The 24,085-nt window shown below is 31.1% G+C and carries 29 protein-coding genes; 23 read left to right on the forward strand and 6 right to left on the reverse strand.

All coding sequences use genetic code 11. The features are described 5' to 3' along the window. The first annotated feature begins 374 nt into the window (after positions 1-374). The 4 genes from AADI82_RS00005 (at position 375) to AADI82_RS00020 (ending at position 1,577) form a co-directional block, all read left to right on the forward strand. A complete protein-coding gene (locus AADI82_RS00005) occupies positions 375-671 on the forward strand; it encodes a DUF721 domain-containing protein (protein ID WP_341214419.1) in 297 nt (98 codons plus the stop codon). A gap of 97 nt (positions 672-768) precedes the next feature. Next, entirely contained in the window at positions 769-960 is a 192-nt protein-coding gene (locus AADI82_RS00010) for a cold-shock protein (RefSeq protein WP_034044451.1), read from the forward strand. A gap of 126 nt (positions 961-1,086) precedes the next feature. Beyond that, positions 1,087-1,278: a cold shock domain-containing protein gene (locus tag AADI82_RS00015; RefSeq protein ID WP_034044448.1), complete on the forward strand. Its 192-nt coding sequence runs from the start codon at positions 1,087-1,089 to the stop codon at positions 1,276-1,278. Positions 1,279-1,385: 107 nt separating this feature from the next. Continuing rightward, positions 1,386-1,577: a cold-shock protein gene (locus AADI82_RS00020; protein WP_341214420.1), complete on the forward strand. Its 192-nt coding sequence runs from the start codon at positions 1,386-1,388 to the stop codon at positions 1,575-1,577. 145 nt (positions 1,578-1,722) lie between these two features. Here the strand turns inward: AADI82_RS00020 and AADI82_RS00025 are convergent, their stop codons facing one another. Then, positions 1,723-2,142, reverse strand: a complete 420-nt coding sequence (locus tag AADI82_RS00025) for a nucleoside-diphosphate kinase (RefSeq protein ID WP_034044445.1) — start codon at positions 2,140-2,142, stop codon at positions 1,723-1,725. An 88-nt stretch (positions 2,143-2,230) separates the two neighbouring features. On the opposite strand from AADI82_RS00025, the gene AADI82_RS00030 reads away from it, so the two are divergent. The 6 genes from AADI82_RS00030 to AADI82_RS00055 are packed head-to-tail and all read left to right on the forward strand — an operon-like array spanning position 2,231 to position 6,736. Next, the gene (locus tag AADI82_RS00030) at positions 2,231-3,250 is read left to right on the forward strand and encodes a bifunctional oligoribonuclease/PAP phosphatase NrnA (RefSeq protein ID WP_341214421.1); all 1,020 of its coding nucleotides are present in this window, start codon (positions 2,231-2,233) and stop codon (positions 3,248-3,250) included. Continuing rightward, complete coding sequence (gene gldI, locus AADI82_RS00035) at positions 3,243-3,791, forward strand: gliding motility-associated peptidyl-prolyl isomerase GldI (protein WP_341214477.1); 549 nt, start codon at positions 3,243-3,245, stop codon at positions 3,789-3,791. The genes AADI82_RS00030 and gldI overlap by 8 nt, the downstream gene beginning before the upstream one ends. A 3-nt stretch (positions 3,792-3,794) precedes the next feature. Further along, complete coding sequence (locus AADI82_RS00040) at positions 3,795-4,910, forward strand: peptidylprolyl isomerase (RefSeq protein ID WP_341214422.1); 1,116 nt, start codon at positions 3,795-3,797, stop codon at positions 4,908-4,910. Between the two features lie 50 nt (positions 4,911-4,960). Beyond that, entirely contained in the window at positions 4,961-5,890 is a 930-nt protein-coding gene (gene lgt / locus AADI82_RS00045; protein ID WP_341214423.1) for a prolipoprotein diacylglyceryl transferase, read from the forward strand. A gap of 34 nt (positions 5,891-5,924) precedes the next feature. Continuing rightward, positions 5,925-6,377, forward strand: a complete 453-nt coding sequence (locus AADI82_RS00050; RefSeq protein ID WP_341214424.1) for a DUF192 domain-containing protein — start codon at positions 5,925-5,927, stop codon at positions 6,375-6,377. After that, the gene (locus AADI82_RS00055) at positions 6,374-6,736 is read left to right on the forward strand and encodes a glyoxalase/bleomycin resistance/extradiol dioxygenase family protein (RefSeq protein WP_341214425.1); all 363 of its coding nucleotides are present in this window, start codon (positions 6,374-6,376) and stop codon (positions 6,734-6,736) included. Before AADI82_RS00050 ends, AADI82_RS00055 begins: the two co-directional genes overlap by 4 nt. Before the next feature lie 95 nt (positions 6,737-6,831). On the opposite strand, the gene AADI82_RS00060 is transcribed toward AADI82_RS00055, so the two are convergent. Beyond that, complete coding sequence (locus AADI82_RS00060) at positions 6,832-7,413, reverse strand: NUDIX domain-containing protein (RefSeq protein WP_341214426.1); 582 nt, start codon at positions 7,411-7,413, stop codon at positions 6,832-6,834. A 134-nt stretch (positions 7,414-7,547) separates the two neighbouring features. Between AADI82_RS00060 and pyrE the strand changes: the two genes are divergently transcribed. Then, complete coding sequence (gene pyrE / locus AADI82_RS00065) at positions 7,548-8,192, forward strand: orotate phosphoribosyltransferase (protein ID WP_341214478.1); 645 nt, start codon at positions 7,548-7,550, stop codon at positions 8,190-8,192. Positions 8,193-8,270: 78 nt separating this feature from the next. After that, entirely contained in the window at positions 8,271-8,666 is a 396-nt protein-coding gene (locus AADI82_RS00070; protein ID WP_341214427.1) for an SRPBCC family protein, read from the forward strand. On the opposite strand, the gene AADI82_RS00075 is transcribed toward AADI82_RS00070, so the two are convergent. Beyond that, positions 8,663-9,391 (reverse strand): biotin--[acetyl-CoA-carboxylase] ligase, encoded by a 729-nt coding sequence (locus AADI82_RS00075; RefSeq protein WP_341214428.1) that lies wholly within the window; start codon positions 9,389-9,391, stop codon positions 8,663-8,665. The two genes, AADI82_RS00070 and AADI82_RS00075, sit on opposite strands and share 4 nt — an antisense overlap. A gap of 93 nt (positions 9,392-9,484) precedes the next feature. Between AADI82_RS00075 and rsfS the strand changes: the two genes are divergently transcribed. The 6 genes from rsfS (at position 9,485) to AADI82_RS00105 (ending at position 14,270) form a co-directional block, all read left to right on the forward strand. Beyond that, complete coding sequence (gene rsfS / locus AADI82_RS00080) at positions 9,485-9,856, forward strand: ribosome silencing factor (RefSeq protein ID WP_341214429.1); 372 nt, start codon at positions 9,485-9,487, stop codon at positions 9,854-9,856. Between the two features lie 5 nt (positions 9,857-9,861). After that, positions 9,862-11,814 carry an ATP-dependent zinc metalloprotease FtsH gene (ftsH, locus tag AADI82_RS00085; protein WP_341214430.1) on the forward strand — a complete coding sequence of 651 codons (1,953 nt, stop codon included), beginning with the start codon at positions 9,862-9,864 and terminating at the stop codon, positions 11,812-11,814. 116 nt (positions 11,815-11,930) lie between these two features. Then, a complete protein-coding gene (locus tag AADI82_RS00090; RefSeq protein ID WP_341214431.1) occupies positions 11,931-12,539 on the forward strand; it encodes an LUD domain-containing protein in 609 nt (202 codons plus the stop codon). Positions 12,540-12,543: 4 nt separating this feature from the next. Further along, positions 12,544-13,365: a phosphatidate cytidylyltransferase gene (locus tag AADI82_RS00095; protein WP_341214432.1), complete on the forward strand. Its 822-nt coding sequence runs from the start codon at positions 12,544-12,546 to the stop codon at positions 13,363-13,365. Continuing rightward, positions 13,355-14,011: a phosphatidylserine decarboxylase family protein gene (locus AADI82_RS00100; protein WP_341214433.1), complete on the forward strand. Its 657-nt coding sequence runs from the start codon at positions 13,355-13,357 to the stop codon at positions 14,009-14,011. The genes AADI82_RS00095 and AADI82_RS00100 overlap by 11 nt, the downstream gene beginning before the upstream one ends. Continuing rightward, entirely contained in the window at positions 14,004-14,270 is a 267-nt protein-coding gene (locus AADI82_RS00105; RefSeq protein ID WP_341214434.1) for an acyl-CoA-binding protein, read from the forward strand. Before AADI82_RS00100 ends, AADI82_RS00105 begins: the two co-directional genes overlap by 8 nt. Positions 14,271-14,283: 13 nt before the next feature. Here the strand turns inward: AADI82_RS00105 and AADI82_RS00110 are convergent, their stop codons facing one another. Next, entirely contained in the window at positions 14,284-15,483 is a 1,200-nt protein-coding gene (locus AADI82_RS00110; RefSeq protein ID WP_341214435.1) for a C40 family peptidase, read from the reverse strand. A gap of 55 nt (positions 15,484-15,538) precedes the next feature. Further along, positions 15,539-18,172, reverse strand: coding sequence for a valine--tRNA ligase (locus AADI82_RS00115; protein WP_341214436.1), 2,634 nt, complete (start codon positions 18,170-18,172; stop codon positions 15,539-15,541). A 323-nt stretch (positions 18,173-18,495) separates the two neighbouring features. Between AADI82_RS00115 and AADI82_RS00120 the strand changes: the two genes are divergently transcribed. Then, a complete protein-coding gene (locus AADI82_RS00120) occupies positions 18,496-18,921 on the forward strand; it encodes a DUF1573 domain-containing protein (protein WP_341214437.1) in 426 nt (141 codons plus the stop codon). Positions 18,922-18,974: 53 nt separating this feature from the next. On the opposite strand, the gene AADI82_RS00125 is transcribed toward AADI82_RS00120, so the two are convergent. Beyond that, positions 18,975-20,312 (reverse strand): aspartyl protease family protein, encoded by a 1,338-nt coding sequence (locus AADI82_RS00125; RefSeq protein WP_341214438.1) that lies wholly within the window; start codon positions 20,310-20,312, stop codon positions 18,975-18,977. A 123-nt stretch (positions 20,313-20,435) separates the two neighbouring features. Between AADI82_RS00125 and AADI82_RS00130 the strand changes: the two genes are divergently transcribed. The 4 genes from AADI82_RS00130 (at position 20,436) to AADI82_RS00145 (ending at position 24,038) form a co-directional block, all read left to right on the forward strand. Further along, positions 20,436-21,626 carry a pyridoxal phosphate-dependent aminotransferase gene (locus AADI82_RS00130; RefSeq protein WP_341214439.1) on the forward strand — a complete coding sequence of 397 codons (1,191 nt, stop codon included), beginning with the start codon at positions 20,436-20,438 and terminating at the stop codon, positions 21,624-21,626. Then, positions 21,626-22,639: a UDP-N-acetylmuramate dehydrogenase gene (gene murB / locus AADI82_RS00135; protein WP_341214440.1), complete on the forward strand. Its 1,014-nt coding sequence runs from the start codon at positions 21,626-21,628 to the stop codon at positions 22,637-22,639. Before AADI82_RS00130 ends, murB begins: the two co-directional genes overlap by 1 nt. 68 nt (positions 22,640-22,707) lie before the next feature. Continuing rightward, on the forward strand, positions 22,708-23,238 hold the full coding sequence (locus AADI82_RS00140; RefSeq protein WP_034044394.1) for an RNA polymerase sigma factor: 531 nt from the start codon (positions 22,708-22,710) through the stop codon (positions 23,236-23,238). An 11-nt stretch (positions 23,239-23,249) separates the two neighbouring features. After that, positions 23,250-24,038, forward strand: coding sequence for an anti-sigma factor (locus AADI82_RS00145; protein WP_341214441.1), 789 nt, complete (start codon positions 23,250-23,252; stop codon positions 24,036-24,038). Positions 24,039-24,085 lie beyond the last annotated feature (47 nt).

Raw genomic sequence — 24,085 nt, forward strand, 5'->3', positions numbered from 1 at the left:
GAAAATTCCTGCGGAATTTTCCGCTGGCAAGTATTTGTTTACTAAATTAGTTGCTTAAACACGCCACTAATCTTATACGTAAACGTTAAACGAACCTTTCAAAAAACGAGATAATTTTCAATTTAAAAAATTAAGACAGCAAATAATTACGTTAGGGATTGCAGTGGCATCCTTTTTAAATTTGATTGAGAAAAAACTATGGTGTAAACTGAAATTTGGTAGATTGCCACGTCCTTCGTCCTCGCAATGACGTTTAAAAAGATATTGCGGAAAGCCCGACCTGCCAACCCTAAGCAACTTGTGCTGAGCGAAGTCGAAGTAAGATAAAGGGCAGGATAGCACCCAAAATAATATGATAAGTAAATAACAATTTTATGGCAAAACGCAACAACGAACATATTAGCATACAAGACGCATTAAAAGAATTTGTTGAGACAAACAAACTAGAAAAAGGTTTGAATAAAGTTAATGTTGCCGATGCTTGGGCTAAACTTATGGGCAATGGTGTAAACAACTACACCACAACTGTAAATTTAGAGCGTGACACCCTTTATATACAACTAAGTTCGAGTGTATTAAGAGAAGAATTAAGTTACGGTAAACAAAAAATAATTGATATGCTTAATGAAGAATTAGGAAAAAACATTATTAAAAAACTGGTTTTAAGATAATTATATATTTTAATTTAATAGATTTTTTTTAATTAAAAGAAACAAGTTATTATAATTTGTATTATCTTTGATGCTTAATTATTTTAATACAAATACAATGAGTAAAGGTACCGTAAAATTCTTCAACGATTCAAAAGGTTTTGGATTTATCACTGAAGATGACAACAACAAAGAACATTTTGTACACATTTCAGGACTTATCGATGAAATTCGTGAAGGTGATGCAGTAGAATTCGATCTACAAGAAGGTAGAAAAGGATTAAACGCCGTAAACGTAAAAGTAATCTAAGAATATACTTTTAACAATTACAATTAAAAGTCTACCATTAATTTGGTAGACTTTTTTTGTTTATAGTGGTTTATAAATTAATTGGCACTACCTTTACAAAAATATATTAATTTAATAGTTTAAATAATGAGTAAAGGAACAGTAAAGTTTTTCAATGATTCTAAAGGATTTGGATTTATCACTGAAGACGACAACAACAAAGAGCATTTTGTACACATTTCTGGATTAATCGATGAAGTTCGTGAAGGTGATGCCGTAGAATTCGATTTACAAGAAGGTAAAAAAGGATTAAACGCAGTAAACGTAAAAGTAATCTAATACATATACTTTAATTTACAATTAAGAGCCTATCATTTATTTGATGGGCTTTTTTTGTGGTATAAAGTTTGTATACTTATTAATATTAATTTAATATATATAATACAATGAGTAAAGGAACAGTAAAATTCTTCAACGATTCTAAAGGATTCGGATTTATAACAGAAGAAGGTTCAAACAAAGAGCATTTTGTCCATATTTCTGGATTAATCGATGAAATTCGCGAAGGCGACTTAGTAGAATTTGATTTAGAGGAAGGCAGAAAAGGATTAAATGCCGTAAACGTAAAAGTAGTTTAGTTAAGAAAAGACAATCTGAGATAAAAAATCTCAGATGCTCTAATAAATTTGTCATTCCTGTGAAAACGGGAAACTATACTTTTTTTTAAACAAAAATCCCGCAACGATGTTGCGGGATTTTTTTATATTATTTTCTTAATGCTAATTAAAACATCTCTCTACCTGAGAAATGAAATGCGCCTTCAATAGCAGCGTTATCATCACTATCACTTCCGTGTACAGCATTTTCTCCTATAGAAGCTGCATATAATTTACGTATAGTCCCTTCGGCAGCATCAGCAGGATTTGTTGCACCAATTAAGGTTCTAAAATCTTCAACGGCGTTATCTTTTTCTAAAATAGCCGCTACAATTGGACCACGAGTCATATATTCAACTAACTCACCAAAAAACGGACGCTCGTTATGTATTGCATAAAATGCTTCAGCATCTGCTTTTGTCATTTGCGTTAATTTCATTGCTACTATTCTAAATCCCGAAGCTGAAATTTTTTCTAATATTGCGCCAATGTGTCCTTTTTCAACAGCATCTGGCTTAAGCATAGTAAATGTTCTGTTTGTTGCCATTATATATTTTTTATTTTCGTGCAAAAGTAATGTATTTCTAATTAAATACAAGTCTAACCAATTTTAAAAAATTGTATATTCGCTACCTATGACAAAAGAAGACATAAAGCACATAAAACAACTACTAGCTAAACAAAAAAATATAGTTATAGTACCGCATAAAAATCCTGATGGAGATGCTATTGGCTCTACGTTAGCTTTATATCATTACTTAATAAAACACAAGCATAATGCTACAGTTATGGTTCCTAATGATTATCCGACTTTTTTAAAATGGATACCAGGAAATGACCATATTTTAAAACATGATTCTCAAACCGAAGCTTGCGAAACACTTATCAAATCTGCCGATATTATTTTTACTTTAGATTTTAATGCGTTTCATAGAACAGGAAATATGGAAACTGTTTTAACAGAAAGTAAGGCTTTAAAAATCATGATAGATCATCATCAAGCACCAGACAATTATGCAACTTATATGTTTTCTGATGTAAGTATGAGTTCCACCTGCGAAATGATTTATCATTTTATAGACATGCTAGGAGATACAAGTCGTATCGATTCTAACATTGCTACTTGTATTTATGTTGGTATTATGACAGACACTGGTTCTTTTAGATTTCCTTCAACGACAAGTAAAACGCATCAAATTATTGCAAAACTGATTGAAAAAGGTGCAAATAATGCTGAAATTCATAATAATGTTTACGATACTAATAGCTACGAAAGATTGCAACTTTTGGGCTGTGCTTTAAGTAATTTAAAAGTTATTCCTGAGTCACGAACTGCTTATATAACACTTTCTCAAGATGAACTAAACATGTTCAATTATAAAAAAGGAGATACCGAAGGTGTTGTTAATTATGGTTTATCGTTAGAAAATATTGTTTTTGCAGCTATTTTTATTGAAGATAAACAAGAAGGTATTATAAAAATCTCATTACGATCAAAAGGTAACTTTTCTGTAAATGAATTTTCTCGTGTACATTTTAATGGTGGCGGACATACAAACGCTGCTGGTGGACGAAGCGAATTATCTTTAAAAAACACTATAGAAAAATTTATTAGTATATTGCCTAGTTATAATAAAGCCCTAAATGATGACTAAACAATTAACCATAGTACTTGCGCTACTTTTTTTATTTAGTTGCAAAACTCCTGAAGCCAGAAAACCCATTTCGGTAAAAACAGGTTCTTTTATTGATGCTTCGGTAGAGCGAAACAAGCAATTAAACGCTAAAGAACAAGCTAGCATTCAAAAAGTTATGACACTTAAAAAGGATAACAATTACATAGCGTCAGAAAGTGGGTTTTGGTATTACTATAATACTAAAGCAGAAATCGATACATTAAGCACACCTAATTTTGGTGATATTATAACCTATAATTATAATATAAAAGACTTGAATGGCTCATTAATTTATTCGAAAGCAGATATTAAAACACAAACCTATGCCATGGATCAAGAAGAATTGTTTACTGGTTTACGTGAAGGTTTAAAACTTATGAAAACAGGCGAAACCGTTACTTTTTTATTCCCTTCTCAAAAAGCTTATGGCTATTATGGAGACCAAAATAAAATAGGTTCAAATACGCCCTTAATTTGCGAAGTAACCGTTAATTCAATTACCCAAAATCAATCCAATTAAATCATGCGAATTTTTAAATTTTTAGGCTTAGCTTTATTAATAAGCTTAACCTCTTGCAAAGCACAATACCCAGATCTTGAAGATGGTATGTATGCAGAATTTGTAACCACTAAAGGTGTTATGGTTGCGAAATTAAATTACAAAAAAACACCTATTACCGTTGCAAATTTTGTGTCGTTAGCAGAAGGCACGAATACCATGGTTGATAGTGCCTATAAAGAAAAAAAATTCTATAACGGACTTACTTTTCATCGGGTTATGGATAAATTCATGATTCAAGGCGGAGATCCTCTTGGAACAGGAGCTGGAAATCCTGGTTATAAGTTTAATGATGAATTTCACCCTGATTTAAAACATGATAAACCTGGTGTTTTATCAATGGCAAATTCAGGGCCAAACTCAAATGGAAGTCAATTTTTTATAACCGAAATTCCTAAACCTCATTTAGACAATGTCCATAGTGTTTTTGGTGAATTAGTCCTAGGTCTTGATATTCTTGACACGATTTCGAATGTAAAAGTTGGCTCAAGAAATAAACCAATCAAAGATGTTATTATCGAAGAATTAAATATTATTAGAAAAGGTAAAGACGCTAAAAAGTTTGATGCTCCAAAAATTTTCATTAATCATTTTGCAGAAATTGAGCACTTAGAAAAAGAAAAAGCTGCAAAAGCAGCCGCTATTTTAAAAGCTACTAAAGAAAAATTTAACAAACAGCAGGAAACTTCTATTACTTTACCTTCTGGTTTACAATACACAATTACAGAAAAAGGAACTGGAGAAAAGCTAAAAGAAACCGATAAAGTTTTAACGCATTATGCTGTTTATTTTGAAAACGGTAAACTACTAGAAACAAGCAGTTTAAAAATAGCAGAAGCTCTTGACGTGGTTAACGAAAAACGTAAACTTGCAGATAAATACGAACCCTTAACAGCTGATTTAAGCCCAAATGCAAGAATGATTTCAGGCTTTAAAGAAGGCTTACAACAGCTAAATGTTGGCGATAAAGCTACTTTATTTATACCATATCATTTGGCTTATGGCGAAGCAGGAAATAGAGGTATTCCACCAAGATCAAATATAATTTTTGAAGTAGAAATTTTAGAAATTGTTAAATAATCTCAAAAAAAGTATAGCAAACCTTATATTTACGCTGAAAAACAAAACCTATGCATTTTTTAAAATTTGATTGGAACCCAGTAACTGGCATTGATATAATTGGCAATTTTAAGCTTCATTTTTATAGCCTCATGTGGGTTATTGCTTTTGTTGCAGGTTGGTATATTATGAAGCGTATTTTTACTAAAGAAAAAGTATCGCTAACTTATTTAGACCCTCTCTTTATTTATACAGTTTTGGCAACTATGCTTGGTGCACGCTTAGGTCATGTTTTATTTTATCAGTCTGAATTAATAACCGAAGACTTTTTTAGCATTTTTCTTCCTTTTAAATTTAAAGGCGGCTTCGAGTTTACAGGTTTTCAAGGACTTGCAAGTCATGGTGCTGCCATTGGTATTATAATAGGTATGTATTTATATCGTAAAAAATACAACTACAAATCTTTACTTTGGATTTTAGACCGTGTAGTCATTTCAGTCGCTTCTGGTGCAGTTTTTATTAGAATTGGAAATTTTATAAATTCTGAAATTATTGGAAAAGTAACGGAGTCTAGTTTTGGTGTTCGGTTTATTCAAGATGAATATTATAAACGAGAAATCACTCAACTCACTGGTATTAAAGATATACAAAAAGCTTATGCAGCAGTAACTGATAATCCTCAATTTGCTGAATTATTAGAAGCTGTTCCGTACAGACATCCTGCACAATTATACGAATCATTTAGCTATGTTTTTGTATTTTTAATTTTATGGTATTTTTATTCTAAAACTTCTAAAAAAGACCAAACTGGTTTTCTTTTTGGATTGTTTTTAATTTTACTATGGACGATCCGTTTCTTTGTTGAACGTGTTAAAGAACCACAAGGTGACGAATATATTAACTGGTTTGGGTTAAATACTGGACAATGGTTAAGTATTCCGTTTATACTAATTGGTCTATATTTTATGTTTATTTATAAACCAAAAACGGCTACCAAATAAGATGTTTCTAAAGTCCTTAAAATTAATTTTAGTATTGCTTGTTTTATTATGTGCATTGTCTTGTAAAGACGATAAAAAAATAATTAAGCAAACTGAGGTTGTTTTTACAAAAGAAGGTGAACTCACGTTTTTTAAAACAACCACAGACTCAACAAAGGTGGTTATAGATATTGAAATTGCGAATACCGAATATGAAACCCAAACAGGTTTAATGTACCGCAGTTCTATGCAAAACAACCAAGGCATGCTGTTTGTTTTTGATGATGTTAGTGAGCGTTCTTTTTATATGAAGAACACCAAAATCCCGTTAGATTTAATTTTCATTAACGACAAAAAAATCATTGTAAGTTTTCAGAAAAATGCAAAACCCTTTGATGAAAGTTCTCTGCCATCAAATGCACCTGCAAAATATGTTTTAGAAGTTAATGCAGGCTTAATTGACACTTGGAAGCTTTCTGCTGGAGACAGTATAAGCTATACTAAGTGAAAACAGAATTTATAAATATCTCTCCTGTTTTACCATCATCACAAATTGATAGAGATGTAACTTGGTATATAAAAAACGTTGGTTTTACTTTAGTGCATAAAGATAATATGTATGCCGTTTTAAAACGAGATAAACTCTATATTCATTTACAATGGCATGCAGATACTGAAGATGACCCATTGCTTGGAGGCTCAGTGATTAAAATATTTGTAAAAAATATACAGCCTGTTTTTGAAGAGTTTGTAAAACGTGGCACTGTAAAAAAAGACAAACTAAGAATAAATACACCTTGGCGCACTAATGAATTTGGTTTTTATGATTTGAATAATAACGCTATTTTTTTTGTTGAAGATGTTTAATTCCTCTTCTTGATTAAGGCCTGTTTTTTTATAAAAAACCGATAAAATCATTTAACGTAATACGATAATATTTTTAAAAATATTTAACAAACCCCCTAAATTAATAACTTAATATTAGCATAACTATTCTCTAATGCTTTTTTTGTTTCCTCTTTATTAAGCCATTCAACTTTAGTAATACCTTCATTTTCTTGAGGGTAAAAATTTCCTTTAAAGCTCGTTTTCATTTCAAACCAATAGGTTATCTTTATTTTATAACGTCCGTTACGCTTAAAAATATGGTATGTAGTTTCTAAAGGTTTTGTAATCTCTAATCCGCTAACTCCAGTTTCTTCAGTAACTTCTCTAATAGCAGTTCTCTCAATGCTTTCGTTACCTTCGGTTTTTCCTTTAGGCAAATCCCATTTATCATTTCTGTAAATAAATAAAATATCGCCATTATCATTATAAACTTTTCCACCTCCCGCAATAACATTAGGTAACTTTTTAAGAAATCTTTTAAGCAGTTTATCCTCTTTTTTTCCAATAAGTCTAACCTCTTTAAGCTTTGTTCTGTTAAGTTTTCTAATTACTTTACCCATATCTACTGTTTTAAGTAAATAATTTTTAAAGCCATCTTCTTTTTCAACTTTAGTCGTTAAAATTAAAGGTTTATCGTTAACAAAAATTTTGTGCATAGTAGGTTTTACTTAACTATTTTGTTTTGGTAAAAATATCATTTTTAAGCACATTTCAACTATTGTTAAAAAAAATAATTTTATTCATCAATCTTCGGCTAAATAAAAATAAATTTATGTGTAATTTTACGCCTATGATTTTTAACAAACACACCGCTAGAAAAACCGCTGAGGTTTTATTACAAGTTAATGCTATAAAACTAAGCCCTAAAGAACCTTTTACATGGGCTTCTGGATGGAAATCACCAATTTATTGCGACAACAGAATTATATTATCCTTTCCTCCTATTCGTAACTATATTCGGGAAGTTATGGCTAAGCAAATTGAAAAACATTATGGCAAACCAGATGTTATTGCTGGTGTTGCTACTGGTGCTATTGGTATTGGTATTTTGGTTGCAGAATATTTAGGCTTACCTTTTATTTATGTAAGACCAGATGCTAAAGGGCACGGTCGCAAAAACCAAATTGAAGGTTTTATTGAAAGCGGACAGAATGTTGTAGTTGTTGAAGATTTAATTAGCACAGGTAAGAGTAGTTTAAATGCTGTAAAAGCTTTAAAAGAAGCCAATATTAATGTAAAAGGAATGGTTGCCATTTTTACTTATGGGTTTGATGTGGCTACCGAAAATTTTAAAAAAGAAAACATAAACCTTCATACCTTAAGCAATTACGAAAGTTTACTTGAGCAAGCTTTAGAAACTAATTATATATCTCAAAAAGAACTAGAAACTTTGTCTGAATGGAACACCAATCCTAGTGAATGGAACGCTAATTGATAACATAAGTATGTTGTTTAGTTGTAATGCTGTTAAGATGCACGACTAAATAGCGTAACGACAAACAAATTACAACAAATGAATTTAGAATCGCCCAAAATTAACGTTAATAAATCACCACAGGAGGTCTTTGATTTTTTATCTGATGTTAAAAACTTTGAATCTTTAATGCCAGAAAACATAAGTAAATTTGAAGTTTTAGATAACGACAAATTTCTTTTTGCTTTAAAAGGCATGCCCGAAATAATACTTAAAAAGAAAGAAGCTATTGCTCCAAACAAAATTGTTTTAGGTGCTGCTGGTGGTAAATTAGATTTTTCGCTTATTGGTAATATAATTGAAGTAGAAAATGACTCTAGCGAAGTGCAGTTAGAATTTACTGGCGACTTTAACCCTATGATGGCAATGATGATTAAAGGTCCAATAAGTAAATTTATTGAAACTCTGGCTACTAGTATTCCAAAGGCTATTTAGTACATTAAAGTAATTTCTTTAAGATCAAATTTCTTAACAATTTCGTCTTCTAAAAGCACTTGAAGTTTACCATATTTGGTAACACCCTTTATAAACCCAGAAAACAAATCACCTTCAGTGTTTTTAAATGTTGAAGGTTTATTTTTTCTAAATAAATTGGCCTCATATTCATTTTTAACAGCATCATATTCACCTTGCTGCAAAAGTTTGGAATATTCCTTAGTGTGCTTGATAATACGATGCAAAATTTCATCTAAATTATAATGTACTCCTGTAATGTTTTTTAAAGACGATGCTTGAGGAAGATTGTTAAACTCCGTCTGATTTACATTAATTCCAATACCAATAATTGTAGAATTAAGCTTGTTTTTTATGACATTTTCAATCAAAATCCCACAAACCTTCTTATCTACTGACAAAATGTCGTTAGGCCACTTAATACTTAAATGAGGGATATTTAAAGTTTTTAAAGTTTTTAAAATCGCCAAAGAAATAGCCATGCTAATATAAAAAGGAAACTCAACCTCATGCAAACGCAAATCCTTAAACATGCTAAAGATAAGGTTCTTACCCCTATCAGAATCCCAATTCGTACCCATTTGCCCACGACCATTTGTTTGGTATTCTGCAATAACAACAGTATAATCGGCAACATCTTCATTACAAATCATTTCTTTTAAAAAAGAATTTGTTGAGTCGATGGCATTAAGTTTGATTATACGCATTTACAAGTTATTTTAAACCTTTAAAATCTTATGATTATTTTAAAGTATAAAGAACTAAAAAAATAATAACTTTGCACAAATTAAATAAAATTAATGGCGAAAGAAAAAATAAGCCCAGATCAATTAATATCTGTTATAATAAGTGGCATTGAAGATGTTAAAGGTAAAGAAATAAATATCCTAGATTTAAGAGATATAGAAAACACAGTTTGCGACTACTTTATAATTTGCGAAGGTACTTCAAACACACAAGTAAACGCCATAGTAAACTCAATTCAAAAAAAGGTAAGTAAAGAGTTAAAAGATAACCCTTGGCATACAGAAGGTTTAGATAATGCCGAATGGGTATTAATAGACTATGTTAATATTGTTGTACATGTGTTTCAAAAACATATTCGAGAATATTATGATATTGAGAGTCTTTGGGGAGATGCAAAAACAACAGTAATAGAAACTAGCTACTAAAACACATGGCAAACGACAAAAAAAATATAAAAGATAAGAAACCTAAATTTAGTCCGTATTGGATTTACGGTGTAGTATTAGTGATTTTTTTAGGTTTTCAACTATTCAGTAGTGGCAGCTATCAAGATGGTGGTACTATTACACCTTCTGAGTTTTTCAAATATGCTGAAGACAATGATGTTGAAAAAGTTGAAATTATAAACAGACGTATTGCTCAAGTTTACTTAACAAAGGAGGCGCAAGAAAAAGAGATTCATAAAAACTCAAAGCCTAAAACATTTATACCATCGGCAACAAAATTACCCAATTATAAATTTGAAATTGGCGATCTTCAGAATTTTGAAAATGATTTAAAAGCCATTAATAAATATGACATTCTTAGTCTAGATACTCAAGAAAATGTTTGGGGCGATTTCCTATTAGGTATTCTACCTTTCATTTTGCTTATAGGTGTTTGGATTTTCATTATGCGCCGTATGTCTGGTGGTGCTGGCGGTGGTGCTGGCGGACAGATTTTTAACATCGGTAAATCGAAAGCAAAACTATTCGATCAAAACACTGAGGTTAAAACAAGTTTTAAAGATGTTGCAGGTTTAGAAGGTGCTAAAGAAGAAGTTCAAGAAATTGTAGACTTTTTAAAATTTCCAGAAAAATATACCACTTTAGGAGGAAAAATACCTAAAGGCGCATTACTTGTAGGCCCTCCAGGAACTGGTAAAACCTTATTAGCCAAAGCCGTTGCTGGTGAAGCTAAAGTTCCTTTCTTCTCATTGTCTGGTTCAGATTTTGTAGAAATGTTTGTTGGTGTTGGTGCTTCGCGTGTTCGTGATTTATTTAAACAAGCCAAAGAAAAATCTCCTTCAATAATTTTTATTGATGAAATAGATGCTATTGGTCGTGCAAGAGGTAAAAATGCCATGTCTGGAAGTAATGATGAGCGTGAAAATACCTTAAACCAATTACTAACAGAGATGGATGGTTTTGGAACAAACACCAATGTTATTGTAATTGCTGCGACCAACAGAGCCGATATTTTAGATAAAGCTTTAATGCGTGCTGGACGTTTTGATAGACAGATTTTTGTCGATTTACCAGATGTTCGAGAACGTAAAGAAATTTTTGAAGTGCATTTAAGACCTCTTAAAAAAGCTAAAGATTTAGATATTGATTTTCTTTCGAAACAAACTCCTGGCTTCTCTGGAGCAGATATTGCTAATGTTTGTAACGAAGCTGCATTAATTGCTGCTAGAAATGGTAAGAAAGCCGTAGATAAACAAGATTTTTTAGATGCTGTAGATAGAATTATTGGCGGTTTAGAAAAGAAAAATAAGATTATAACACCAAGTGAGAAAAAAGCAGTTGCTTTTCATGAAGCTGGTCATGCTGTTGTAAGCTGGATGCTTGAGCATGCTTCGCCTTTAGTAAAAGTTACTATTGTGCCTCGAGGGCGTTCATTGGGTGCTGCTTGGTATTTACCAGAAGAACGATTAATTGTTCGCCCAGAACAAATGCTTGACGAAATGTGTGCTGCCCTTGGTGGTCGCGCTGCCGAAAAAGTAATTTTCGATAAAATTTCTACTGGCGCTTTAAGCGATTTAGAAAAAGTAACAAAACAAGCAAGAGCCATGGTTACTGTATATGGGTTGAGTGATAAAATTGGTAATTTAACATATTATGATTCTTCAGGACAAAGTGAGTATGGGTTTACAAAACCTTACAGTGAAGAAACAGCAGAATTAATTGATAGAGAAATTTCTGAAATCATTGAAAAACAGTATCAAAGAGCTTTAAAATTACTTGAAGAAAATAAAGACAAATTAACACAACTTGCAGAAGTACTACTAGAAAAGGAAGTGATTTTTAAAGATAACCTTGAGAAAATATTTGGTAAGCGACCTTTTGAGAAGGAAAGCCCTGCCGAAATTAAAAAAGAAGAAATTACAGAAGAAGAAGAATAGATTTTAATTAATTTTGTTAAGCTTTTAGTAAAAATCTTAAATTAAGCCTATGGTTAATTTAAGATTTTTTATATTTGATAAACCCCTAAAAAATTGAGTTAATAGCATCAACCTAAATGAGTCTTTTTAGAAAATTTTTTGGATCAAAGTCTGATAGTTCACAAGAAGAACTAAAATCCAATGATAGAGGCAAGTATATGCCTGAAATAAAACTACCAATAGACGAAAGGTTTACCATAAACTTTAAAGCTAATGGTGGTAAGTTTCTGTATTGTGAAGACTTAAATGAAATCTTCCAAAACTTAGAAAGCATTATTGATGAAAACAAATGGAATGATAAAAAAACTCTTTTATTAGATGAAAATTTAAAAGATAAATTCAAAAATTCTAATATTCAAACTACCGCTAGAATTAGCGACTCTACTTTTTTCTTAACCACTTGCGAAAACTTAATTGCTAACGATGGTTCTTTACTAATTTCTTCAAAACAGATATACGAAAAGAAACTCCCAGAACTTCCTATAAATTTTATTGTTTTTGCTACCACAAGTCAAATTGTAGAAAATATTGGTGAGGGGTTACGTGGTATAAAATCTAAAAACAGACAAAGAATCCCAACAAATATCACCACCATAAAACACTTTAAATCTAATGATGATAAAGATTTCTTAAGTTATGGTAGTAGTGCAAAAAACTTATATCTATTACTTTTAGAAGATTTATAAATAGATGAAAGAAACCTTAATACGAGCTCTATCTGGTTTGATTTACGTTTTACTATTAATAGCCTGTTTATTTAACGAGCATGCATTAATCATCCTTTTCTTTGGTTTTGGACTAATCTGTATGGGAGAATTCAAAAAGCTTATTCAACTAAGAAGTATTATTCCTTATTTTCTTTTTATTTTACTTTATTTAGTTTTTGGCTATTGGCAACTCGTGTTAAACACCAATACAGGTTTAGATGAAGCCACACAAATATTAATGGTAATTACCATTTTTGTGGAGTTATTTTTAATAAAAGATTTGTTTTCAGAAAAAACTATTCCGCTGTTTAGTTCTAAACGATTCATCCTTACAACCTTTTATATTTCGAGTGCTTTTGTGTTCTTAATATTAATTGCAAATTATCATCATACTTATAATCCAAGTATATTATTAGGATCTTTTATTTTAGTTTGGATAAACGATTCGTTCGCTTATTTAGTTGGTAAAAATTTTGGAAAACAAAAATTATTCGAAAAAATTTCACCTAAAAAAACCGTCGAAGGGTTCTTGGGTGGTTTGTTTTTCTCCTGTATTGCAAGTTATTTTATTGCTACCTTTACAGAAACACTAAACTTTACAAATTGGTTAATTTTAAGTATTATTATTAGTGTATTTGGAACTTTGGGAGATTTAATTGAATCGAAATTTAAACGTCAAGCCAACGTTAAAGACAGTGGTATTATTATGCCTGGACATGGTGGATTGCTAGATAGGCTAGATAGTATTATTTTTGCTGCACCATTTATATATTTATTTTTAAGAATTTTACAATATGTTTCATAAAGAAGGACATAAAATTATATTTGTAACACTGGTTATAGTTGTTGCAGCGTTTTTACTAGTTGATAGTTTTATAAATATATCGTGGCTACGAACTCTAGTTTTAATTGTATTTCTAATTTTATTTATATTAATTCTGCAGTTTTTTAGAAATCCTAAACGACTTACTTCTTTTAACGATAAGCAAGTAGTTTCTCCTGTTGATGGTAAAGTTGTGGTTATTGAAGAGGTTTTCGAAAAGGAATATTTTAAAGAAAAACGCCTACAAGTAAGTGTATTTATGTCTCCAATAAATGTGCATGTAACACGTTACCCAATCAGTGGAAATGTGATTTTCAGTAAATATCACCCAGGTAAATATTTAGTAGCATGGCATCCTAAAGCGAGTGAAGAAAACGAACGAACAACTGTTGTTGTAGAAAATGAAACCTACGGAAAAGTACTTTACAGACAAATTGCAGGTGCTTTAGCAAAACGTATTGTTAATTATGCTAAACAAAACGATAAAGCTATTCAAGGTGCAGATTCTGGGTTTATAAAATTTGGCTCGAGGGTTGATTTATTTTTACCTTTAAACACTAAAATAAAAGTACAGCTTAACCAAAAAGTAAGGGGTGGCGAAAGTATTATTGCAGAAATTAATGAGTAATAGTGAGTTAGACATAGAGTTTCTTGATGCTGTTAATCGTGTAAATGCGCATACCGATCCTTTTCCTGCCGATACGCTTTTAAAGCTCTACGCTTACTACAAAAGAGCTACTAATGATTATGGAAAACCACGAAGCAGAAAGCCCATAATTAATGCCTTTAAAACCAATGCTTTATTTCAAACTGAAAACATTACCGAAGACGAAGCCAAACAAGAGTATATTAACTTGGTAAACAATTACTTTTTGTATAGAAAGTAATGGTATCTTATCTTTAATCTTTAAAAATAAACGTGCTATTTAAGTTAATAATGGCATCATTTTTACTATTCACAATTCTTTTAGAACGCAAATACCTATTTAAATTGTAAGCATCAAAGTTTACAGCATTCTTATCAACACTGCCTATTTTTACTTGTCCAGAAGAATGAATAAACTCATTGTTACCAATCCACATACCTACATGAACTACTTTTTCAGCAGTAGAATCGGTTGCTTTTCTACCAAAAAACAATAAATCACCTGGAGCTAATTGAGAAAAATTCTTTATTTCATCAGTTAATTTACCTGTATGAACTTGCTGTGAAGCATCTCTTGGAATAACCATTCCGTTTAAAAAATAAACTGTTTTTGTAAATCCACTACAATCAACACCTTTTGTTGATGTCCCTCCCCATAAATAAGGTAGCCCCATTAATTTTTTTGATGTTGTAATTAATGATTCTGCCGTTGGCTTTGTTTTTTGTAACCAATCTGTATATAACTGTGCTTCTTTTTTGTTAATAAAAGCTATTCTACCATCTGGATATTTTACCTTGTAAAATCCATTTTCTTCATCTAAAAGAACTAGAATATTACCTGCAACTATATCTGAAATAACTTGAGACTCCTTATTTGATTTTGAATAAGTGCTTCCTGTAATATTCGTATATATAACTTTAGGTAAAGATTTCCAAGAAGATAAATCGGATGTAGTAATTTCTATAATGCCTCCATCGTCAACCCATGCTAAATACTTATCTGGAGTCTGGATTAGTGTCCAACTACCTTCTTTTTTAAGTAAATTAACAGGTGTTCCTAAAAGCGCTTGAGTTGCTAATTCTGCTGAATGTTTTGGATTGCTTCTTAAATTCGCAACTGAAATGTTAACCAAACCAAATATGTTTCCATTTAATTCTTTTGAAGGCAGCATTTGAATACTATCAATAAAGTTGATGCTTTTTGCCTTTAATTTATCTTTTAATGCATTTATAGCTTTGGGCAAGTTACTTTCTCCTTTTAACAAATAGCTTTCCTTTTGTTTTATAGCTTCTACATTAAATAGTGCAACTCGCTTATCTGGAGCGTATTCAGCTTTAACTAGAGATATATCATCACTTAATACATTATCTTCTATAGCGTCTTTTTCCTTACAAGAAGTAAAAATTAGTAATACTATAAAAGTATATAGTAGCTTTATAAAAATATTTTTCATAATTAAATTTATTTTATAATGAAACAAAATTAAAAAACTACAAAAGCCACTTTGTTTACTTTAAACTTATTAAACTAGCTTTTAATGTTTCAATCTTTGCCAAAGCATCTGCTTCTTTTTTCTTTTCGCTTGCTACTACTTGCTCGGGTGCACCTGAAACAAATTTAGCGTTTGAGAGTTTCTTTTGTACCGATTTCAAAAAGCCTTCGGTGTAGTTTAACTCTTCTGTTAACTTTTTAACCTCAGCTTCAACATCAATATTTCCTGCCATTGGCACAAAATACTCGTTAGATTTTACTCTAAAAGTTAAAGCACCCTCAACTGGTTCAGAAACATAATCAACATTTTCGAGATTACCTAATTTAGCTATAATAGCATCAAAAGTTTTGCCTGAATTTTCATTATTAATTATCGAAAACCCAATAGCATCTTTAAAGGCAATGTTTTTTTGTTTTCTAATGGTACGAATACCCGAAATAACTTCGGAAGCAAAATCAAACTCAGGAATTAGCGTATTATTCACTGTTTTATTTTCTGGCCATTTTGCTACTATTAAAGCTTCATCTGGAGTACGTTCTGTAATATGCTGCCAGATTTCTTCGGTTAAAAATGGCATAAACGGATGCAGTATTTTTAAATTATTCTCTAAAATGGAAATGGCAGCATTGTAAGTTTTCTTATCAATAGGTTGCTGATATGCTGGTTTTATCATTTCTAAAAACCATCCGCAAAAATCGTCATAAATTAACTTATACATACTCATTAGAGCATCACTCAAACGGTATTTACTAAAATGATCTTCAATTTCAGATAAAGCCTTTTGGAATTTCGCTTCAAACCAATCAATTGCTATTTTAGAAGACTCTGGCTGATTAATCTCTGCTACTTCCCAACCATTAATTAATCTGAAAGCATTCCATGTTTTATTAGCAAATCCTTTCCCTTGATTACATAAAGCTTCATCAAACATTAAATCGTTTCCAGCGGCAGAGCTCAACAATAACCCAACACGAACACCATCGGCTCCATAAGTTTCAATGAGTTTTAATGCATCTGGCGAGTTTCCTAAAGATTTACTCATTTTACGACGTTGCTTATCGCGTACCAAACCTGTTAAATATACATTCTCGAAAGGTTTTTCGTTTTTATATTCATAACCAGCAACAATCATTCGCGCTACCCAAAAGAATAAAATATCTGGCCCAGTAACTAAATCGTTGGTAGGGTAATAGTATTTTATGTCCTCATTTTCAGGGTTTCTAATACCATCAAACACACTCATTGGCCATAACCAAGACGAAAACCAAGTGTCAAGTGCGTCTGTTTCTTGATGCAAATCATTAGTTGCTAGTTGGGGGTTGTTAGTTTTTTCTCTAGCTTTTTCAAGAGCTTCATCAATAGTTTCAGCTACAACAAAATCTTCTTTTCCATCGCCATAATAATATGCAGGAATTTGTTGTCCCCAAAGTAATTGACGTGAGATATTCCAATCGCGTACATTTTCCATCCAATGGCGATAGGTGTTTTCAAACTTTTTAGGGAATAGCTTAATTTCAGGATTTTCATCTAAAACTGCCTTTAAAGCTGGTTTAGCTAATTCTTCCATTTTTAAAAACCATTGATCGCTTAAACGGGGCTCAATTACAGCATGTGTACGCTCGCTAGTCCCAACTTTATGGGTAATATCTTCGGTTTTAACCAAAATTCCCATATCGTCTAATTCTTTGGCTATATCTTTTCTAGCAACTACTCTATCTTTACCTTCATGGTGCAATCCGTAGCTATTTAACGAAGCATCCTCATTAAGGATATCTATAATTTCAAGATTATGCCTATCGCCTATTTCTTTATCGTTAACATCGTGAGCAGGTGTTACTTTTAGGCATCCTGTACCAAACTCAATATCAACATAATCGTCTTCAATAATGGGAATAATTCGATTACAAATTGGCACAATTACCTTTTTACCTTTTAAGCTTGTAAAACGCTCATCATTTGGGTTTATACAAACTGCCGAGTCACCTAAAATAGTTTCAGGACGTGTTGTTGCAATAGTTATAAATCCATCTTCGTCTTCAATTTTATACTTTACATAGTACAATTTGTCAGTCCGTTCAACATGATTTACTTCTTCGTCTGACAAAGTTGTTTTAGCTTCAGGGTCCCAATTCACCATACGATATCCGCGGTAAATCAAACCTTTTTCATATAAATCAACAAAAACCTTAATAACAGCTTCACTCATGTCGTCATCCATGGTGAATTTTGTTCTATCCCAATCGCACGAACAACCTAGTTTTTTTAACTGTTCAAGAATAACACCACCATATTCGTGCGTCCAATCCCATGCATGCTTTAAAAACTCATCACGAGACAAATCATTTTTATCAATGCCTTGTTCTTTTAATTTAGCAACTACTTTAGCCTCGGTAGCAATAGATGCGTGATCTGTACCAGGAACCCAACACGCATTTTTTCCTTGTAAACGTGCACGGCGAATTAACACATCCTGAATGGTATTATTCAACATATGCCCCATGTGTAATACGCCCGTAACGTTTGGTGGTGGAATTACAATGGTATATGGCTCTCTTTCGTCTGGCTCTGAATGAAAATAATTATGTTTCATCCAGTAATCGTACCACTTACCTTCTACCTCTCTTGCATCGTATTTTGATGGAATTTGCATACTTTGGAATAGTTTTTGAATATTGATGTGCAAAAGTACTTATATTTCTTTTTCTATGAAATGAGCATGATGAAAAGTTTACATTTAGTTTGAACTCTTGAAATACGAATTACGTTTGATAATTATATCAAATATAAATCATCAGACGATAGTTTTAACTGTGATTGATAAAGATGATTCTTTATTATTTTAATTGCAAATAAAGAAAAGTTGTATGTACTTATAACTAAGTTGAATATGTTAACATACGTGCATTACATCTAATATTTTTGCAGATTGTAGAAAAAGTAAGTATGTTTGACTTGAATTTAAAATTAAAAGTAATGAAACAATTAATTACAATTTTATTTATCGGACTGATTAATTTCTCAGTAAATGCGCAAGACAAAGTAGCGAAAATAGAGTTTAAATCGGATACTATAGATTATGGAACTATTGAAAAAGGAGCTGATGGTGTAAGAGTTTTTGAATTTACAAATACTGGTGATGCGCCACTTATAATCTCGAAAGTATCTTCTACTTGTGGTTGTACTATACCTAAAAAACCAGAAGGCCCCATTTTACCTGGAAAAACTGGCAAAATAGAAGTGAAATATGACACAAAAAGAGTGATGCCTATAAGAAAAACTATTACCGTTATTTCTAATGCTGAAACGCCAACAGTTGCCTTAAAAATAAAAGGACTTGTTGTAGATTCTAGCAAGGATAGTGTCTTAGATAAGAAAAACAAAAGTGTTATGGAACAATAGTACTTTAATAGTCTTAAAAATTAAGTCCAAACACCAATAGTGTTTGGACTTTTTTATTTAAAAAAATCTTCTAGTAAAAATGAGTAGTTTAAAATAATGCCACCTCTATCTATTCTTAGTTTTATTCTTTTTCCATCACTATCATAAAACATATACATTATTTGCTGTAATGTATATTGATGAGCTGGTTTTCCGTTAATTGATAAAACAATATCACCATTTTTTAATCCAGCTCTATACGCTGGCGAATCTATCCTAAGTTCTACTATTGCGTAAGCAGGTTTAAGTGAAAATTTGTAACGTGCATCAAAAACAATTCTTGTTCCGTTTTGATTAGTTTCATTACTCAAATTATTATTACTTGGAACGAAATTTTCTCTTTCCTTTACAAACCTAACACCATCATGTGCTAATTCTATTCCACTTTTATTATAGCTAAACTTTTCTTGAAAATATCCATTCTTTTTAAAGGTTACTATGGCATTTCTATAATCCATTATAATATTGAACCGTTTTAAAATATTACCAGCTAAACTTCCATTACGCCCAGTAAACTTTTTTGCAAAGGAAATAGATGTAGAATCTGGATATGCCACATTTGCTTTTTTAAAAACAAAACTTTTTAAATAAAATTCGTCAATTTTAGAACGTTTACCATACACACTCCCGCTTAGTCCATGTCCCAAAAAATCTTCAAAATATTTATTATTAGACACTATTCCTAAACTATCATCTTCAAATAACCACAACGCATCACTACCGCCAGAATCGATTAATAACTTTACAGGAATTAATTTGTTATTTATTCTAACCTTTGTATTTATATAGGGTTTATTGTTGTAAAACTCCAGATTAAATCTTTCACATTTTCTGCACCCTTTATACCGATAACTAATTGGTTCTGTTATTTTTAAATACTTATGAGAATAGTTTATTTCTACAATTAAATCTTTAAAAAAATCGAAACCTAAAATACCGTGAATTGGAACGCCTAATCTTGGTGCAAAATTTAAATTAGCATCGTATACTGCATATAAGTCTTGGTTTAACTTAATGGCATTTCCAATTTTAAAAACATTATTTTTTGACTTTAAAGCCTCGACTGACTCGCCTTCGCCTAAACCTCTTAGAAATATTTTCTTAGTGTCTTTAATTTTCAAAGTATCAGAAACATTTAAAAAATTAAAAATAATGGGCTTACTAACACCTGTATCTAATAAAAATGACAACTCTACACCATTAATTTCAACTGGAATAACAATTAAATTATTTATTAATCTAAACTTTATTTTATCTGATCTTTTTTTATTTTGGATAACAAACTTTCCTTGTGAGTACGCAAGATTACTCAAACAAAACAACAACAAAATAAGAGCTAAGCCTTTTTTCATATACACATGCTAAATATTTCTCTTATCAATTTACTAATCTTTATAATAGCTTTCTCATTTATAGCTATTTTTTAAAAAAACTTTAAGATAATTTTCTCAACTTTGTACTTTAAATACTTTTAAATGCCAACAATCTCGAAAAAAGGGCAATTAATGCCTCAATCACCTATACGGAAATTAGTTCCATTTGCTGAACAAGCTGTAAAAAATGGTAAGTCTATTTATTATTTGAACATTGGGCAACCCGATATTAAAACTCCAGAAATTGCTTTACAAGCTGTTAAAAACAGTAATATTGATGTTTTGGCTTATTCAAGATCTGAAGGATCGGAGGTTTACAGACAAAAAATTTCGGCTTATTACAGAAAGCATGATATTAATGTTAATCACGATGATATTATTGTAACCACTGGAGGAAGTGAAGCCTTATTATTTGCCTTTGGCAGTATTATGGATGTAGATGATGAAATAATTATCCCAGAGCCTTTTTATGCCAATTATAATGGGTTTTCAACAGCTTCTGGTGTAAAAGTTGTACCAGTAATTTCTAAAATTGAAGATAATTTTGCATTACCGCCAATTGAGGAATTCGAAAAACTTATTACTTCAAAAACTAAGGCTATTTTAATTTGTAATCCTGGAAATCCAACAGGATATTTATACTCTAAAGAAGAAATTCAAAAACTTGCTGCTATTGTTAAAAAACATGATTTATTTTTAATTGCCGACGAAGTTTATCGAGAATTTGCTTACGATGGTAATACACATTATTCTATAATGCAAGAAACTGGTTTAGATGATTATGCAATAATGATTGATTCGGTTTCTAAACGGTACAGCATGTGTGGTGCCCGAATTGGCTGCTTAGTATCTAAAAATAAAGCGGTTATACAAACGGCATTAAAATTTGCTCAAGCACGTTTAAGTCCTCCAACATTAGCACAAATTGCAAGTGAAGCTGCTTTAGAAACACCACAAAGTTATTTTGATGATGTTATTGAAGAGTATGTTGAAAGAAGAAACATTGTAATTAGCGAATTACAAAAAATTGATGGTGTTAAAGTAGCAAAACCAAAAGGTGCTTTTTATTGCATAGCAGAATTACCTATAAAAAATTCGGATGATTTTGCGCAATGGCTTTTAGAAGGTTTTGATGTTAATGGCGAAACCATTATGGTTGCTCCAGCAGGTGGATTTTACTCAACTCCGGGTGTTGGTTTAAACCAAATACGTATTGCCTATGTACTAAAAAAAGAAAGCCTAGTTAAAGCCGTAAATATTTTAAAAGAAGCCTTAAAGGTTTATAAAGACTAGTGAAGATTAAAGAAAACATATCTTTAAAACCTTACAATACTTTTGGTATTGATGTGCTTGCAAAACATTTTGTATCGGTTTCTAATCTTGATGAATTAAAAAACATTCTATTACTAAAGGGTTACCCAGACAAACTTATTTTAGGAGGCGGCAGCAATATATTGCTTACCAAAAATCAAAAAGCCTTAGTTATTCATGTTAATTTAAAGGGTATTACTATAATCTCTGAAGATGAAAACTCAGTAATAGTAAAAGCAAATGCTGGAGAAAACTGGCACGAATTCGTGCTTTGGTGTTTAGATCATGATTTTGGTGGTATTGAAAATTTATCATTAATTCCAGGTAATGTTGGTACGGCACCTATTCAAAATATTGGTGCTTATGGTGTAGAATTAAAAGACTCCTTTATTTCGTGCGAAGGCCTTTCTTTAGAAAGCAATACAATAAAATCATTTTCAAAAGCGAATTGCAATTTTGGTTACAGAAATTCCATTTTTAAACAACACGAAAAAGGAAAATACATTATTACTAACGTAACTTTTAAACTTTCAAAAAAAACACATAAACTCAATATTAATTACGGAAGTATTGCTTCTCAGCTTGAATTAATGCAAATCACAAGTCCAACAATTCAAGAGATTTCAAAAGCAGTTATAGCCATTCGTGAAAGCAAATTACCAAACCCAAAAGAGATTGGAAATAGTGGTAGTTTTTTCAAAAACCCAATAATTTCAAAAGCGCATTATGATACTTTACTTGAAAATTTTCCTGAAATACCAAGTTATACTATTTCTGATAATGAAATAAAAATCCCAGCAGGTTGGTTAATTGAAAAATCAGGTTTTAAAGGTAAACGTTTTGGCGATTATGGTGTACACAAAAATCAAGCTTTAGTACTGGTAAACTATGGAAATTCCAAAGGTTCAGATATTTTAAATCTTTCAAAATTAATTCAAAAAACCATTAAAAGACTCTTTGGTATTTCAATAGAAGCTGAAGTAAATATCTTATAATCTAAAAGAAATTTCTAACTTTGATTTTATTACTAACCTATAAACATCTTGTTTAAACCAAACATACCTTGATTTCACCTATAGAAAAAGACATAGTTAATTTACTTGAAAATGGCGATAAAAAAGCCATAACCTTATTGTATGAAAACTATGCAGATGCATTATACGGCGTTATTAAAAAGGTAATAGCAGATGACGATACGGCACAAGATGTACTACAAGAAACTTTCGTAAAGATTTGGAGATATTCAAAAAAATATGATGCTAGCAAAGCAAAATTATTTACTTGGTTATACAGAATAGCTTATAATACATCTATCGACAAAATTCGCTCTTTAAAGAATAAAACAGGAAAAGAAGTCCAAATGGAGACTTCTGCCGTATATAAAGTATCATCAGGAGAATTAAATCAAGATGTTTTAGATATAAAAAAACACCTTAGCAGCTTAGATGAGAAATATCAAATAGTGATAAATGCACTCTTTTTTGAGGGCATGACACAACAAGAAGCTAGTGACGAATTAGATATTCCGTTGGGAACTATAAAATCGAGATTAAAAATTGGATTACGAGAATTGAAAAAAATATACAATCCTTAATAAATAAAGTCATGAATGAGAAAATAAATACTTTTTTAAGTTCTGGCCTATTGGAAAAATATCTACTAGGTGAAACTACTTCTGCTGAAGCAGAAATGGTTGAAACTTATATTTTAAAATACCCAGAAGTACAGAACACATACAACACATTACAATACAACTTAGAAGTAGTTGCAAAAAGCAATGCTGTTGAAGCTCCTAAAGGCATCTTAAATAATATTTTAGAAGCCCTTGATGAGAAACCTGTTGTTAAATTAAACACCTCATACAAATCTAAGAAATGGTATAAATTTAGTGTTGCTGCTAGTATTGCTGCATTAATTTTTGCTGGGACATCTTATTTGTTTTACTCTCAAAATCAAAAACTCTCTGAAGAAAACCAAGTAGTTGTAGATGAAATTTTTGATTTACGTAGTGATATTGCACAAAACAATAAAATGCTTGATAATGTGATGAGACAACTTTTAAAGCTCAATAATCCTGAAACCGAAAAATACATTATTAAAGGAAACGAGCGTGCAAAAGATTTAAAAACTGTAGCTTACATAAACCCTAAAGAAAAAACATCTATGATTGATGTAGTTTCTCTACCTCAATTACCAGAAGAGCAATGCTATCAAATTTGGGCTGAGTTGCAAGGTAAAATGGTGAGTTTAGGCATTTTAAGTGAGTCGGACAGACAGCTCAAATCACTTCCTTATACAGAAGACGCATTAGCTTTAAAAATTACTATTGAGCCTAAAGGTGGAAATAGTATTGCATCTGTAGAAAATTCTGTAGCACAAATTAGCTTGCAATAAGATTAATAGCGATAGTTAAAAATAAAAAGCCTCATTTTATTAAATAA

The organism is uncultured Wocania sp. (assembly GCF_964021735.1).
In the GTDB taxonomy this organism is placed as follows: Bacteria; Bacteroidota; Bacteroidia; order Flavobacteriales; family Flavobacteriaceae; genus Wocania_A.